The organism is Paenibacillus solani (assembly GCF_001277345.1).
Classification (GTDB): Bacteria; Bacillota; Bacilli; order Paenibacillales; family Paenibacillaceae; genus Paenibacillus_AQ; species Paenibacillus_AQ solani.
The window spans coordinates 419,344-434,824 of record NZ_LIUT01000008.1 but is presented as its reverse complement, the minus strand read 5'-3'; the positions used below and the strand labels follow the sequence as shown (position 1 = coordinate 434,824).

Genomic DNA, 15,481 nt, shown 5'->3' with positions numbered 1-15,481 from the left:
TAGCCATCAGGTGCTTCTAATCAGAAAGAGCCTACCCAAGGGATGGATACGCTCTTTCATCTTTATAATCCACGGAGCGTATACACTCTCCAAGAATTGTAGTTTATGCAGATCTTACTGGGCTTTCTTAATCTGCTTGCTGCGCAGCTGTCCGCAGGCCGCGTCGATATCGGTGCCATGCTCAAGCCGGACACTGCAGCTGATGCCCTGTTTCTTCAACGTATCGTAAAAGGCAGTTATCGATTCCTTGGTGCTACGTTGGTACTGGCTGTGCTCATCGACCGGGTTGTATGGAATGAGGTTTACATTAGCCAGATTACGGCGCTCGCCTACAAGCTCTGCCAGTTCAAGCGCGTGTTCCCGCTGATCGTTCACATCCTTCAGCAGGATGTACTCCAGCGTGATCCGGCGATTCGTTTTCTCCAGATAATAATCAATCGCTACCATCAGCTTCTCGATCGGGATCGCTTTGTTGATCTTCATGATGCGGGTCCGAATCTCGTCATTCGGCGCATGCAGGGAGATGGCAAGGTTTACTCCCAGATCGCTGTCTGCAAACTCGACGATTTTGTTAGCCAGTCCGCTGGTCGATACCGTAATATGACGCGGACCGATCGCGAGGCCCTTGTGATCCTTGATCACGCGGATGAAATTGGACATGTTCTCATAATTATCGAACGGCTCTCCGATTCCCATCACCACAAGATGGCTGACCCGCTCGTCTTTGCCTCTCTGATCCAAGTGAAGCTGAACCTGCATGACCTGCTCCACAATCTCCGCTGCGGTCAGATCTCTGCTCTTCTTCAAGAGGCCGCTCGCACAGAAGCTGCAGCCGATATTACAGCCCACCTGGGTCGTCACGCAGACCGACAAGCCGAATTTATGCCGCATTAATACTGTCTCGATCAGGTTTCCGTCTACCAGCCTAAACAGGAACTTCACAGTCCCGTCCTGCGATTCCTGCTTGGTATGCTCTGCCAAGGTCAGAATCGTATAATGATCCGAGAGCAGCTGCAAGCATTCCGGATTCACATCCGTCATATCGGAAAAAGCCGTGACCCGCTTCCGGTAAAGCCATTCCCACACTTGTGTTGCCCGAAACTTCTTATGTCCACGCTCGCCAAGCCAAGCTGTCAACTGATCTAAAGTTAATCCATAAATGGATGGTTTGTTCATAGATAGGTCCTCTTTCTATTCATAGTCCGCTCTTTATTGTCCCAAAATTCCGCAGCGAACACAAGGGGAGTTATAGGCAATTCACGCTTTTGACGATCAGCGTTTTTCGAATTCGGCCTCAACAGGACATATCCTATAAAATACACCTCCCATGAAATCGCCTGGATTCATTCCCGGCCATCTCTGAAGAGGTGTATCTCTACTGTATATTGCTATGAAGGATCAAGCACGCATCTGCGGCTCATGCTTCTCCTGCTCCCGGATCTGCGAACCGTCGCTCAGCCTCAGCCAGGTGTCGAACTGCCGCTGTCCTTCCGACAAGCGGATGACCCTTGCGCCCCGAAGCATGCCCTCGCGCCCGTATGTACCATAGCCGGTAGCTCGGCCATAACAGAGCTGGATGCCGTGCAATTCTCCCCGGTAATCATTGATATGATCGTGTCCGGCGAATGTCCCCATCACATCGCCCCGCTCCAGCATCGCAGCGAACAGGCCCGTATTCACTTCCGCACAGCAGACTCTCTCATGCTTGCTGCCATAACACGTCTTGCGCTCCCAAACCTCATTATATTCGGGCAACGGAATATGGAAAAAGGCAAGCGACGGCAGCGGGCTTCCCTGATGCTTGACACTGTAAGCCATAGACGCCATCTCGTACCAACGGATCTGATCGCGCCGAATCCAATCGTAGCCCGGAACAGCAGGATGCTCGGACTCCCTCCCTGAATCGAAGAAGTACAACACGGCGACTGTCTCATCTCCATTATGGCTGAATAAAGGGATCGTATAATTTCCAACGCCATGTATATCAGACGGCCCATGTTCCGCACAGTTGTAGGTATGCTGCATGGCAACATCCATCAGCTCTTCACGTGTGATATCCCCTTCCGTATCATGATTTCCGAATACGAAAGCCCAGCGAATGCCGCGGGACTCTGCCACGGAAACTACATCCTTGAAAGCCTGCACAGGGTCCTGACATTTCTTGAAGCCAGTATCGGCTTCTCCGGAGTATATGAGATCCCCGGTAAATACAACCAAATCGGGCTGCTCCAGATCGAGCACGGTTTCCATGCATTGCCGGCTTAACAGATCCTCCGGCTCTCCATTTTTCCAATGGATATCGGTGAACTGCACGATAGTGAAATTGTGATCGTCTCTGAATCGTAGAATCGGCTTCATCGTATATGCCTCCTTTTACTTGGGAACACGGTTTTCGTGTTGATTGTTGTGGTTTTATGTGTATATTAGAAGAAATCATAAGCCAAAGTCAATAATTTTTGTTGACATCATGGATATTCAGTCCTAATATAGGTTCAAATCCACATATTTAGTCAACATCAGTCACATATAGTTAGAGGTGAATATGTTATGTCCTTAACCTACGAAGATCGCAGGGGAAAGATCCTCAATCAATTGGAACTGGAAGGCAAGGTCAAAGTCCATGTCCTCGCGGAGCAGCTGGAGGTATCTGCGGAAACGATCCGGCGCGATTTGGACCGGTTAGAGAAGGAAGGCATGCTGCGCAAGGTTTACGGCGGTGCTGTCAAATCCCGTTCCGGGCATATTGAGCCTTCCTTTACAAGCCGCTCGGAGACTTGCGCGGCAGAGAAATCCGCAATTGGCAAACTTGCCGCCTCCCTTGTTAAGGATGGAGAAACCATACTGCTTGATAACGGAACAACCACGATTGAAGTCATGCGTTATCTTCAGGATCGACCGCATGTAACGGTTATCACCCATTCACTGCCCGTATTGAATCTGGCGATGGAGGGGTTTCAGGGGAAAATTATTTTTATCGGCGGAAATATGGACCGGACCAAACAAGCGGCCACAGGCCCGCTCACTGAAATGCTGCTGGAACAATTCAAAGTGAATAAAGCATTTATCTCAGTCGGCGGTATCTCCTTAACGGATGGGATTACCGATTATGATCTGGATGAAGCCTACATATCGCGAAAAATGCTGGAGCGTGCGGAGGAAGGCATCGTTCTCGCTGATCATTCCAAGCTGGGCGTCACGACCTTCTCGAAGCTCGCCAAACTGGAGGATATCTCCATGGTCATCACGGATGAGGCCTGCTCGCAGGAATGGGTGGATAATTTGTCAGCTCGCGGCATTGAAGTGCTTATCGGATATCGCTGATGGAGCTGCTCTCACTTCTGCTGGTGCTGTCATCCGGGCTGACCCATGCCCTATGGAATCTGTTTACGAAGCGAAGCATTCAGAAGTCCGTGTTTCTGTGGTGCATCCATTCAGTCACTCTCATATTCCTGATGCCCTCTTTTCTCATGGAGATGTCTAAGCTTACGCTCAGCCTGAACGTGTATGGACTCATGCTTCTATCCATGACCATCCAAGGCTGCTATATCACCCTGTTATCAAAAGCCTACACCCACGGCGATATGTCCCAGGTATACCCGTTCATGCGGGGGCTTGGCGCCATGCTGACTTCGCTGTGCAGCCTAGTGTTATTTCATGAGCAGTTAAGCGCAGCAGGATACATGGGGCTTAGCATCATTATTTTTTCGTTATTTGCTCTATCAGGCATAAAGTTCAAAGGTCCCTCCAGTTTGAATCGCAAGGCTTTAACCTACGCCTGCCTGGTCGGGCTGTGCATTTCCGGGTATACCCTCACCGACAAGGCCGTTCTGGATGCGGGTGTCTCCCCCATTGCACTGATTCAGCTTTCCAATATCAGTTACTTTGTTGCCCTGATCATTCCCGTAATGCTGTCCAGACAGCTGAAACAGGAATGGTCGGTGAACTGGCGCACGATTCTGCTCGGCTCAATCCTGGCACCCGGATCCTATTTATTATTCCTGTTCGCCATGCGGCTCACACCGCTTGCACAAATTGCGCCGATCCGTGAAATCAGTACGGTATTCGGCACCGTGCTTGGCATTATCGTGCTGCGGGAGCAGCAAGGCTGGCGACGGATTGCTATGTCCTTGCTCATCACCTGCGGAATCATCACGATTGCCCTATGGGGTTAGCATTCGAAAGCATCATGTATAAATCAGTGCACTGCCTATTGTTGCGTAAACCGTCCTATCAAGCTTTTGAAACTTACAGATCAACATGTTCATACCGAGGAGGAACTATCAATGGCTAACCGTGTCGTTATTCTTGGAATTGATGGAGCAGGCGGGTTCATTCAGAAAGCGGATGCCCCGAATATTCACGCCCTACTGCAAGCAGGAGCGTATTCCTACGACGCTCAAACCGTATATCCCAGCATCAGTGCGGAATGCTGGGGCTCGCTGTTATATGGTGTTGCCCCGGACCAACACGGTCTTGATAATGACCGGGCGATTCACCAGCAGATTCCGGAGGACTTTCCCTATGCGTCGTTATTCAAGCTGGCACGCCGGCAATGGCCGGATGCCCCCCTGTCCGCGTTCAGCTGCTGGGAACCAATCAACACAGGAATCATTGAGAATTCCATCCATGTTCACATGGAATCCAAACCCGACCCCGAGCTGGCTGAGACCATCGTCGAATATATTTATAAACAGCCAGATTTTAAGCTAATGTTCATCCAGCTGGATCATCCCGACGCAGCGGGCCACCAGTATGGTTTTGATACGGATAAGCAGCTGGAACAGATTGCTGTTACAGATCAATACGTAGGCAAGATTGTCAAAGCATTGGAGGATCAGCAGCTGCTGGAAGACACCTGGATCATCACGGTCACCGATCATGGCGGCGGAGGTGCTCATCCTAACGATCATGGCAGTGATCACCCGATGGATATGACCATCACCTGGGGAATTACGGGCCCGGGCGTACAGCCAGGACTTCTCGATTTACCAATCAGCATCATGGATACGGCTGCCGTCATCGGTCATGTGCTCGGACTGCCTGCACCAGCTTGCTGGGAAGGAAAAGTGCCTGAAGGGATATTCTAATCTCTGGGATCAGAAACCGTGATTCAGATCACCCCTTAAGTAAGCATCGCCTCTTGTTCATATCCGATTGGAAGGGCCGAAGTTGGAATTATCCCTTCAATGAGGGACAAACAATCCAACAATATACGGAAGAATTTATGGAAATGGCCGTTAAATCGTATATAAAGAGTACTTAAATCAGCGCGTGTCGATTGAATATCGGCACGCGCTGGTTGCCAAGCTTTTTTTCATTTGTCTACTTGACAGGGATATGATCACGTTAAACACCGGCTTCTTCCGTAAAGAGGACTTCTTCTGTTGTCTTGATGGCCGCAAACCATCTTAGTGTTGCATTCACGTGATCTATGATCTGCTGCGCCGTTAACACCGAATTGCTCCAAGTGCTGTGGGCATCCGATACCAGCGTGATGTCATAACCAAGACTGGATGCTCTCCTGCATGTGGTATCTACGCATATCTCGCTCTGTATACCTGCCAGAATCACATGTTCGATGTCTTGCCGCTTCAATTCCTCTGCAAGCGTAGTGTTATAGAAGGAATCGGGTCTGGTCTTCTGAATGATGGTATCCGACATCGCAGGGGCGATCTCAGAGTTAATCTTCCACCCTTCTGTCCCCTCCTTCAAGCCCTCGTCATTATGCTGTATGTAAAAAACAGGAATTCGACCGTTTCTGGCTTTTGCGATCAGTTGCTTGAGATTGTAGAGCAATCGTTCACCCTCATAGACCGGGTTCTCTTCATCAAACATATCGTTCTGCACATCAATGACCAATAAAGCACTTTTTCCCATCACAATCATCCTCCCATAAAAAACAGAATCATTCCCTTCTCATTATAGAACTTATGTTCCTGTAGTAAAAGAATCAAATGAATTTCAAATCAAGTATAGGGACCCTCGAAGTAGGAAATGATAAACTTGAATTTTTTACCTTATCATTCACTTTTGAAGGGAACCTCAAACATGGACAGCCAGAACCTAGATCATTCGAAATCCACCCGTTCAGCATGGGTCTCAACGATAAAACAGGCTTTTGCACTGAACAAGCGTCCACTCCCATGGAAAAGGGCGCTATACTCAGGTCTCTGCGCGGGATTTCCTGTGCTCATCGGCATACTCGCGGAGAACCTCCAATATGGATTGCTTGCCAGCCTTGGCAGCTTCACGTACTTATACGTGTTCAATATTCCTTATGCCCAGAGAGCAAAGAAAATCGGCTTCGTCCTGCTCGGGATCGTTCTATCCGCAGCGCTCGGTACGCTCCTTGCCCCTTCACCGATAACCTCTGTGATGGTTGTTGGCTTGATTGGGGCTGTGGCAACGTTCCTCTTCGGCGCATTACGGATTACAGGTCCAGCGGCGATCTTCTTCGTCATGGTGTTTGCGCTCTCAACCGGCATGCCCATTGATCCATCTCTGGCCCCTCTGCGGGCAGGGATCGTCGGTCTAGGAGGTTCATTCGCCTGGCTCGTCGGCATGATCGGCTGGATCACTAAACCCCACGGTCCAGAGGCACAAGCTGTGCAGAAGGTGTATCAAGAGCTGGGCCGATTCATGGATACGCTGGGTACCGATGAATCACATGATAGAAGGCAGCGTCTAGTCCAGGCGCTGAATGCTGCCGGGAACACCTTAGCAGCAGGGCGAACGCCATGGAAGATTTCGGGTCACTATGAACAACTGCTGATCCTGAATGAACGTGCCAACACTATCTTTCTATATATTTTGGAGCATATGGAGGAACGCAAGGAGAATCAGCTTCCGCCGCAGTTTGGCGAGGCATGTCAACGCATCGCATCCTTTATATCAAGCGCCATGGATTCTTCTTGCACCACCCTCAACTTGTCCTACGATCATGAAGACGCATTCTCAGCGGGTCTGCAATCCTTGCTAGTGGAAATCAGCCATATCATGAGCGATTCAGCACTGAAACCTCAGCCTGCTATACTTAACAGACCATCGCTACGTACCATCCTCGGAGGTGCCTTTGATAAAAATTCCATCGTCTTTCTTACCGCGGTCCGCTACGGAATCGTTCTATCGGCAGCTGCATTCGTCGCATACTCCCTCGACTTTAACCGTTCCTATTGGATTACGCTGTCATGCGCGGCTGTGCTGTCAGGCTCGACCATTATCGCCACCTTCCACCGTGCGATTCAACGTACAATCGGCACGATCCTAGGTGTGCTTGGTGCTGCCTTGATACTGTCTGCAAATCCGGAAGGTTACGTCATCGTGCTCTTGATTGCCATGTTAACGGCATTTACAGAGCTGGCCATCGTGCTGAATTACGGCTTGGCCGCTTTATTCATTACACCCAATGCACTGTTAATTGCCGAAAGCTCATCCCAGATTCACGCTGTGGGATATTTTGCAACTGCCAGGGTGATCGATGTTGTTATAGGCTGCTCTATCGGGCTGATCGGCGTTCTGTTCATCGGAAGAAGCCATGCCTCCGCCCTGCTTCCCCACTTCATCTCCAAGACACTCCGCAGCCAACAGCAGTTCCTGTTCAACCTGTTTTCCCAACCGCAGCAAACCTCGGGTTCGGCCCATGACATCGAACGGCGCAAAATGAAGACAAATCTGGTCAATTTAAACCTGGTCTACACAACGGCTATCGGAGAAGTCCCCAGCAGCAAGGTGTCATTAGAAAAGCTCTGGCCGGCGATGTTTTCCATTGAACAATTGGGTTATTTACTGGAAGCTGCCGCAGCAAGACCGGTGAATCAACCACTTCTTACGGACGCCGCTCTATCCGAACTGCTGCTTGCTTTCGAGACGATGGCTTCAGCTATCGAGCATGAACGTCCGTTTACCAAGAAACCCATCCCAAGACTTGACGGGTTCCCCCAAATCCATAAAGAAATAGTCCATTTGCAGAATGCCTTAACCATCCTCAGCCACAAAGCTGAATAAAGAGCACAGATCTCAAGATATAAAAAAAGAAATCTCCTCAACGAGAGATTTCTTAGAAGATTCTTATATAATTGATGAAATTAGCACCAGCCTCTGTAACAGGCAATGGAACTTAGCCTTTAATCGCACCAATCATGATGCCTTTTTCAAAATACTTGGACACAATCGGATAGAAGATCAACACCGGGATACTTGAAACGACAACCACCGCATATTTTATGGATTGCTTGATCATGTTAACTTCACTTTGGTTGCTGTTCATCATCGCTTGATTGGCCGCGTCTCCCATCTGGTTCTGTACAAGGATTTCTCTCAGAATCAGCTGCAGCGGAAACAATTCACGGTCAGACAAGTAAATCATCGCATCGAAATAGCCATTCCATCGGCCTACACCGTAGAACATCATCATCACGGCAATAATTGGCGTTGAGAGCGGAAGAACCACCTTCAGGAGCAGCTGCATGTCAGTGGCTCCGTCAATAAACGCACTTTCTTCCAGTTCAAGCGGAATGTTCTGCTGGAAGTACGTACGCATAATGATCATATTGTATACGCTAACCGCTCCCGGCAGGATCATGACCCACATCGTATTGATGATTCCCAAGTGCTGGTTCACCAGATAAGTTGGAATCAAACCACCCGAGAAGAACATCGTGAATGTGAACAGGATCGTAATGACGTTTCGACCCCGGAAATCTCTCCGGGATAACGGATATGCCGCCAGCGTGGTCATGATCACGTTCACCGCCGTTCCAAGCACGGTGTAAATGACCGCATTTTTAAAACCCATCCATATATCAGGATTATCGAACACCCGCTTGTATCCTTCCAGCGTGAACCCCCGGGGCCACAGCAGTAAAGCGTTGTCGAAGATCTGGCGCGGATCGCTCAGTGAAGCAAATACAACGAATAATAATGGATACAGAATCAGCAGTGTAATGATACCAACGACAACAATGTTGATCCAATTAAAAATTTTGTCTTCTCTAGATAGATGAAACTGCATGGTTGCCCCTCCTTACCACAGGCTGGTCTCACTGAATTTCTGCGCGAATTTATTCACCAGATAGAGCACGATAAAGTTAATCAGGTTGTTAAACAGACCAACAGCAGCCGAGAAGCTGTACTCCGCGTTCAAAATACCCGATTTGTACATATAGGTTGATAAAACCTCGGACGTAGCCAGGTTCGCATCATTCTGCATGAGGAGAACCTTCTCAAACCCGACAGACATAACGGACCCGGTAGCCAAAATGGCGCAAATAACAATGGTCGGCATGATCGCCGGAATGGTAATGTGCCGAATACATTGCATGCGGGTGGCGCCTTCCAGATAAGCCGCTTCGTATTGATCCTGCGGAATGCCGGACATCGCAGCGGTGTAAATCAGCGTTCCCCAGCCCACAGTCTGCCAAATGCCCGACCAGACGAACACATGCGGGAACAGCTTGGCGCTGCCGATAAAATCAATCGGCGTACCGCCGAAATATTCAATCACCGTATTGATCACGCCGTCGACAGGAGAGGTGAAGAACGTCACCATGCCGACCACGATAACAATCGAAATAAAATTCGGAATGTAGGAGATTGTCTGGGTTAGCGACTTGTATTTCTTACTGCGCAGCTCGTTGAACATAAGCGCCAATATAATCGGAAGCGGAATTCCGACAAGGAGGCTGTACAAGCTGATTCTCAGCGTGTTAATAATCACATCCCAGAAATAAAAGGCGTTGAAGAAACGCTCAAAATGGGCAAATCCCACCCAGGGGCTGTCCATAATGCCAAATGCGGGAGAGTAGTCTTTAAAAGATATGATAATCCCGTACATGGGGATGTAATTCCATATAATCAAGGAGGTTAGCGGCAGCAGCATCATGAAGTACAGCCATTTTTGCTTCATAATGGATTTGCGTTTCGGCTTGAGATGCTGCTTCTTGTGAAGTGAAGATTCCATGGTTTTCCCCTCTCCTTAAAATTTAAAATGTGGGGAGATTCGCGAAGAATCTCCCCAACCTAACGGTTTAGCTATCTTTGTAACGTTTGTACTGCGCTTGCTTTATTTCGAGGTATTTATCCGAACCCATCTTCTTCAATTGGGCAATGTAGTTATCCCATTCTTTATCGATATCCTTGGTGCCTGTCACAAATTCCACACGCATCTGACCAACATAGTTACCTACGTCAGCAATAATCGAAGAAGATTCATTCGCTTCCTGGATCGTAGCTGGCAGATCCGGCAGCATGACGCTTGGCAAGGTCTCTTCCGTCAAATCCGTGTATACCGGCGCCTCTTTGCGGCCTGCTGCAGCTCGAACCTCCGGTGAGAGCTCGATATACGGGAAGTAACCGCCATACACGTTATCAACGTATTGGAATGCACCCAGACCGATGCCATCTTTATAGTTCAAGATTTCATCGATATAGACTTTTTTGCCGTCTTCCACATTGTAAGTTACGCCTTCTTTACCAAGATAACCGAACACACTGCCTTCTTCGCTGTAGAAGTAGTCCACCCATTTCAGGATCGCTCCAGGATCTTTTGCGTCCTTCGTAACGACCAGACTGGAAGCGCCCGCAACTTGGGAATCCGTAAGCGACGCGGTATCTCCGTTCGGGCCTGCCAGCACGTTAATGGCTACGAAGTCATTCTTTACGCTCTCGCCGATGTAATCGATGGCCGCCCAGTTCCAGGCACCGACGGTATCCTTGGCTGCATCGGCCGTCCATTTATCATAGTCCACGCCGCTGAAAGCCTGCTTGTTGATGGCACCGCTCTTGTACATCCGGTTCTCATACTTCAAGAGCTCCTTGTACTCATCGGCTGTAATCGTCAGCTGAATTTCATCATTATCATCTACGTAAATGAAGTTTCCGAGCGCCTTGCGTCCACCATTGCCGATTCCGAAGGAACCCATCATCATCTGCTCAAACGTCCAGCCAAGCGAGCCGCTTGGCATATACCAGCCCTGCTCGTCATTCACGCCATTGCCATTCGGATCCTTGGTTACAAAAGCATTCAAAGCTTCTTCCAGCTCGGCCGTTGTTTTAGGAACCTCCATGCCGAGGTTATCGAGCCATTTTTTGTTGATCCACAGGCGGATCGTCCGGTTCCCTTCCGGATAAGGGTCAAGGTAAGGAGTTGCATATATGTGACCGTCTGCGCTGGTCAAACCCTTTCTTACATCCTCGTTCTCTTCAAGATATTTTTGCAGATTCGGCGCATGCTCTTTGATCAGATCTTCCAGCGGCAAGAACAGTCCTTGTTGACCATACTTGAGCAGCTCACCATTGCTCCAATCGACTTGATAGAACGCATCCGGCAGATTGCCTCTCGTCAAAATGACGTTCTTCTTCTCACCGATATCGGTGAGCTCTTCCCAGTTCACCTTAATTCCGGACATTTTCTCATATTCTTGCCACATCCACAGATCACTGGATGCAGGCCGCAGATTATTCCAGCTTGGACGCAAGAGTGAAATTTCGTTCGTATCGGCAGTTTCGTTCCCTTTCGGGTTCTGTGCTTCTCCGGATTTACCACCGCAAGCAGTAACAAGCAGAGCCGAAGCCAGCAACATCGACATGACAACTTTCCCTTTTTTAGCTTGGAACACTTCATCAACCCCCGTATTTGATATATCATATTAAGCGATATTGTTGATTATATGATATATCAAATATTTTGTCTAGCGCTTACATTTCTATTTATTGGTTCAGAAAGCGTTCCATCTTGAAATATAGTTGAGGGGGACTATACTATGGGGATAGAGGTGGAGGATGATATCCCGACAAGAAGCGCTAAGGGAGATATCGGCAGTGATCCTTTACATGTCCTTTCCGCATTAGCAGTTAAGAAATGCGCTTGTAATCATCAAGAATATGGTTGCTCCCATTTCATTTATTTCGTATATTCAAACAGAACAACTGCAGCCTTATGGATGTTATTCTTGCGAGCACCGAATTTGCCGGCTTCGTTGAAAACGGACAAATTCTATAATCTTCAAAAATGTCATAAGTCTTTGACATAAACAACAATAAATGATATATCAAATTTAGCGAGGAGATCGATATGGAACAAATTCCATTATACCAACATATCGTGAATGCCCTAACAGCCAAGATCGAATCAGGGGAGCTTCAGGCCGGGGATCAGCTTCCGACCGAGGCTGAGATTTCAAAGGAATATAACGTTAGCCGCATCACGTCCAAACGAGCACTGACAGAGCTGGAAAACGCCAAGCTGATCTACCGGATCCAAGGCAAGGGAAGCTTCGTGAGTGCCGATACGACTCCTCAGCCTTCCGTAAATAAAGCGAGCAAAGAGATCCTGCTGATTCTCCCCTTTGCCCATAATCCGGGCCTGGGTGATTACGAGAAAGGCATCAATGAATATCTCGCAACGACTGACTATACGCTGAATATTCAGTCCAATACGATTGTCGGTCAGCGAAAGCTGCTGGAATCCGCACTTCAGAGTGCAAATTCAGGATTAATCTTCTATCCGGTTAGCAGCATTTCGGATCTTGGCATCCTGTATCAGTATCACCTGGCGAAATACCCGCTTGTTACGATGGATAAATCCATTGAAGGGATTCCGTTCCTGTCGGTTGTCTCTGACAACTTTGGCGGTGGATATCAAGCCTGCCAGCATTTAATCGAGAATAATCATAAGAAAATTGCCTTCATCTCCTCCTTGAAAGTAGAGAACTCCTCATCGATTCGGGAGCGATACTTTGGTTATTTGAAAGCACTGTATGATTATAATCTGATCGATTACAGCGTCAGCGACTTGACCGATCGTTACTTAACGCATAATAACGACAGGGAATATTACATCCAGTTTGTTCAGTCTGTCATGACACAAGGGATCACCGGGATTGTCGCCGAGAATGACCTGATCGCCATCGAAATCATTCAAGTCGCCAAAGAGCTAGGGTTGTCCGTCCCGGATGATTTCTCTGTAGTCGGCTTTGACAATATTGATTTGGCCAACTTCGTTGAGCCCAAGCTGACGACCATATCCCAGAACTTCGAACAGATGGGGTATGAGGCTGCAAGAAACCTGATCGCCCTTATTGAGAACCCTCACAAATATCCGCGTGAGGATGCCGTGGTCCCCGTTCAGCTCATTGAACGCCAGACCGTGAAGAAGCTATAACACGCCTATATCTACACACCGAAGGAGAACTCTTACATGCTGAACTATGTCGACACAAGACAAGGCACCAACAATCAATATACCTTTTCCAACGGGAACGCACTTCCTTATACAGGTGTACCTTTCGGTATGAATCACTATGTCGTGCAGACCAAGAATGAAGGAAGCTGGTTCTTCAATCCGAATGACCGCGTCTTCCAAGGTTTTCGTCTCACACATCAGCCGAGTCCGTGGATGGGCGACTTCGCCCACTTCCTGATGACGCCGATCGCAGACGACAAAATCAGGGGCTCTGTCTTCACCTGTCAAAGCTCCTACCGTCCGGAAGAAGCGATATTCAAGCCTCATTATCTCAAAGTAAGGCAGCTGCGCTACAACATCACAACGGAGCTGATTCCCAGCTGCTATGGCGCGTCTATGCGCATGAAATACAATTCCGGACACCAGGCTGGCCTCGTGCTCAACGTTCATAACAAAAGCGAGTTTCACTTGGATGCAGCCCAGCGCAGAATAACAGGTTATGTCAGCAACTTCGCAGATTGCCACGATAAAGAATTCCGTATGTACGTGGCCATGAGCTTCAGCAAGGAGATTGATCTCTCTACGACGGGTTACTACGACGCCGAAGGCCAGTTCTTCCCTGAGGTTGCTTTTGACAATGTGGACCAGCATGTCGTCATTCGCTTCAAAGACTGTGAAAAGGACACGTTGGATGTTAAGCTGGCGACCTCTTTTATCAGTCTGGAGCAAGCAGAGCTCAATCTTGCACGTGAACTGGGCTCAACCCTGGAGGAGCAGAAAGAATCAGCAGCACAGGCCTGGAATCATTATCTGAATAAAATTCAGGTTACTCACTCGAACGAGGAGTATTTGCGTACTTTCTACACTTGTCTTTACCGCATGTTCCTGTTCCCGCAGAAGTTCTATGAGCTTGATGCCAATATGGAGCCGATTCACTACGATACAACAGCCCGCTCTGTCAAGAAGGGCGTCCTATATACCAATAACGGCTTCTGGGATACTTATAAAACGGTATATCCGCTCTACTCCATCATCGCACCGAAGGAATATGAGGAAATGCTGGAAGGTTTCCTGAATTCCTATCGCGAGACCGGCTTCTTGCCAAAATGGTTATCTCCGGATGAGCGCGGATTGATGCCGGGCACGCTTATTGACGCCGTCATTGCCGATGCGGCAGCTAAGGGATTGGCGCAGCATCTGCTGCCGGAACTGCTGGAAGCTATGCTGACCGCAGCCACCACGCAGAGCGGACAGAATTGCTATGGACGTCAAGGAACGCTGGACTACATCAAGTATGGTTATGTTCCGAGCAGCTATCATGAGAGCGTGAATCACACGCTGGATTATGCGTACAGCGACTTCTGCATCAGCCGTGTGGCCGAGGTTCTGGGCAAGTCGGATGTGGCCGAGCAGTACAGACAAAGCGCGCTCAACTATAACCATATTTTCGATCCGGAGACCGGCTTTATGCGGGCCAAGGATCAAAATGGCCAGTTCCGTCCAGGATTCAATGATACGAGCTGGGGTCTTGATTATGCCGAGGGAAGCGCCTGGCAGACCAGCTTTGCCGTATTCCAGGATTTCCAGGGCTTGATCGAGGCTTACGGGTCGAAAGAACGCTTTTTCAATAAAATCACTGAATTGTGCAACAAAGCACCGGATTTTGACGTGCGGGGATATGGTTTTGAAATTCATGAGATGAGCGAGATGGCTGCCGTCGATTATGGCCAGCTGGCGATTTCCAACCAGCCTAGCTTCCACATTCCTTATCTGTTCAACTATGTAGGGCAGCCAGCTTCTTCCCAGGTTGTCATTAAGCAGATCATGTCGAACTTATTCAACAGCGGCTTCGATGGCTTCCCGGGCGATGAGGATAACGGCAGCATGTCCGGGTGGTATGTGTTTAGCTCCATGGGCTTCTATCCGGTATGTCCGGGCAGTAATGAATATGTCCTCGGCATTCCGTTATTCGACAGCGTTACGATTGAGCTGCCAAGCGGCAAGCAGATGCAAATTCATACAGACAACAATAATCCACAATCCAATTTCGTATCGAACGTCCAGTTAGAGGGAGAAGATTACACCAAGCTGTACATTACGCATGAAGATATCTTGGCAGGCAAGTCCCTCGACTTCCGTCTGGGACTGGCTCCAAGCTACCGTCATTACAGCGATGAAGAACTGCCGTTCTCCATATCGAAAAAGAAGTAACAAGCCAGATTTATAATATAAGGGACATCCTCATCTAGTGAACTAGGTGGGGATGTCCCTTTTATGTTGTAGTGGTATCCAAGATGATTT

The 15,481-nt window shown here is 48.6% G+C and carries 12 protein-coding genes; 6 read left to right on the top strand and 6 right to left on the bottom strand.

The genetic code is table 11. The features are described 5' to 3' along the window. Positions 1-114: 114 nt before the first annotated feature. Both rlmN and AM231_RS26020 read right to left on the bottom strand, forming a co-directional pair. The gene (gene rlmN, locus AM231_RS26025; RefSeq protein ID WP_054405263.1) at positions 115-1,176 is read right to left on the bottom strand and encodes a dual-specificity RNA methyltransferase RlmN; all 1,062 of its coding nucleotides are present in this window, start codon (positions 1,174-1,176) and stop codon (positions 115-117) included. Between the two features lie 222 nt (positions 1,177-1,398). Continuing rightward, complete coding sequence (locus AM231_RS26020) at positions 1,399-2,358, bottom strand: metallophosphoesterase family protein (protein ID WP_054405262.1); 960 nt, start codon at positions 2,356-2,358, stop codon at positions 1,399-1,401. Between the two features lie 189 nt (positions 2,359-2,547). On the opposite strand from AM231_RS26020, the gene AM231_RS26015 reads away from it, so the two are divergent. The 3 genes from AM231_RS26015 (at position 2,548) to AM231_RS26005 (ending at position 5,087) form a co-directional block, all read left to right on the top strand. Continuing rightward, positions 2,548-3,321, top strand: a complete 774-nt coding sequence (locus AM231_RS26015) for a DeoR/GlpR family DNA-binding transcription regulator (protein WP_054405261.1) — start codon at positions 2,548-2,550, stop codon at positions 3,319-3,321. After that, positions 3,321-4,172, top strand: coding sequence for a DMT family transporter (locus AM231_RS26010; protein WP_054405260.1), 852 nt, complete (start codon positions 3,321-3,323; stop codon positions 4,170-4,172). Before AM231_RS26015 ends, AM231_RS26010 begins: the two co-directional genes overlap by 1 nt. Before the next feature lie 111 nt (positions 4,173-4,283). After that, positions 4,284-5,087 (top strand): alkaline phosphatase family protein, encoded by an 804-nt coding sequence (locus tag AM231_RS26005; RefSeq protein WP_054405259.1) that lies wholly within the window; start codon positions 4,284-4,286, stop codon positions 5,085-5,087. A 259-nt stretch (positions 5,088-5,346) separates the two neighbouring features. On the opposite strand, the gene AM231_RS26000 is transcribed toward AM231_RS26005, so the two are convergent. Next, positions 5,347-5,877, bottom strand: coding sequence for a cysteine hydrolase family protein (locus AM231_RS26000; RefSeq protein ID WP_054405258.1), 531 nt, complete (start codon positions 5,875-5,877; stop codon positions 5,347-5,349). Positions 5,878-6,048: 171 nt separating this feature from the next. On the opposite strand from AM231_RS26000, the gene AM231_RS25995 reads away from it, so the two are divergent. Continuing rightward, positions 6,049-8,004, top strand: coding sequence for an FUSC family protein (locus AM231_RS25995; RefSeq protein WP_054405257.1), 1,956 nt, complete (start codon positions 6,049-6,051; stop codon positions 8,002-8,004). A gap of 112 nt (positions 8,005-8,116) precedes the next feature. Here AM231_RS25995 and AM231_RS25990 read toward each other — a convergent pair whose 3' ends face one another. The 3 genes from AM231_RS25990 to AM231_RS25980 all read right to left on the bottom strand — a co-directional run bounded on the left by AM231_RS25990 (position 8,117) and on the right by AM231_RS25980 (position 11,615). Continuing rightward, the gene (locus tag AM231_RS25990) at positions 8,117-9,010 is read right to left on the bottom strand and encodes a carbohydrate ABC transporter permease (protein WP_054405256.1); all 894 of its coding nucleotides are present in this window, start codon (positions 9,008-9,010) and stop codon (positions 8,117-8,119) included. Positions 9,011-9,022: 12 nt separating this feature from the next. Beyond that, on the bottom strand, positions 9,023-9,958 hold the full coding sequence (locus tag AM231_RS25985; protein ID WP_054405255.1) for an ABC transporter permease: 936 nt from the start codon (positions 9,956-9,958) through the stop codon (positions 9,023-9,025). A 67-nt stretch (positions 9,959-10,025) separates the two neighbouring features. Then, positions 10,026-11,615 (bottom strand): extracellular solute-binding protein, encoded by a 1,590-nt coding sequence (locus tag AM231_RS25980; RefSeq protein ID WP_082341809.1) that lies wholly within the window; start codon positions 11,613-11,615, stop codon positions 10,026-10,028. A gap of 455 nt (positions 11,616-12,070) precedes the next feature. Between AM231_RS25980 and AM231_RS25970 the strand changes: the two genes are divergently transcribed. Beyond that, complete coding sequence (locus tag AM231_RS25970; RefSeq protein ID WP_054405253.1) at positions 12,071-13,159, top strand: GntR family transcriptional regulator; 1,089 nt, start codon at positions 12,071-12,073, stop codon at positions 13,157-13,159. A gap of 36 nt (positions 13,160-13,195) precedes the next feature. Next, a complete protein-coding gene (locus tag AM231_RS25965) occupies positions 13,196-15,391 on the top strand; it encodes a GH92 family glycosyl hydrolase (protein WP_054405252.1) in 2,196 nt (731 codons plus the stop codon). Positions 15,392-15,481 lie beyond the last annotated feature (90 nt).

Coding starts and splice junctions, on each gene's coding strand:
- rlmN (WP_054405263.1), bottom strand. CDS start 1,176: ATGAACAAACCATCCATTTATGGATTAACTTTAGATCAGTTGACAGCT.
- AM231_RS26020 (WP_054405262.1), bottom strand. CDS start 2,358: ATGAAGCCGATTCTACGATTCAGAGACGATCACAATTTCACTATCGTG.
- AM231_RS26015 (WP_054405261.1), top strand. CDS start 2,548: ATGTCCTTAACCTACGAAGATCGCAGGGGAAAGATCCTCAATCAATTG.
- AM231_RS26010 (WP_054405260.1), top strand. CDS start 3,321: ATGGAGCTGCTCTCACTTCTGCTGGTGCTGTCATCCGGGCTGACCCAT.
- AM231_RS26005 (WP_054405259.1), top strand. CDS start 4,284: ATGGCTAACCGTGTCGTTATTCTTGGAATTGATGGAGCAGGCGGGTTC.
- AM231_RS26000 (WP_054405258.1), bottom strand. CDS start 5,877: ATGGGAAAAAGTGCTTTATTGGTCATTGATGTGCAGAACGATATGTTT.
- AM231_RS25995 (WP_054405257.1), top strand. CDS start 6,049: ATGGACAGCCAGAACCTAGATCATTCGAAATCCACCCGTTCAGCATGG.
- AM231_RS25990 (WP_054405256.1), bottom strand. CDS start 9,010: ATGCAGTTTCATCTATCTAGAGAAGACAAAATTTTTAATTGGATCAAC.
- AM231_RS25985 (WP_054405255.1), bottom strand. CDS start 9,958: ATGGAATCTTCACTTCACAAGAAGCAGCATCTCAAGCCGAAACGCAAA.
- AM231_RS25970 (WP_054405253.1), top strand. CDS start 12,071: ATGGAACAAATTCCATTATACCAACATATCGTGAATGCCCTAACAGCC.
- AM231_RS25965 (WP_054405252.1), top strand. CDS start 13,196: ATGCTGAACTATGTCGACACAAGACAAGGCACCAACAATCAATATACC.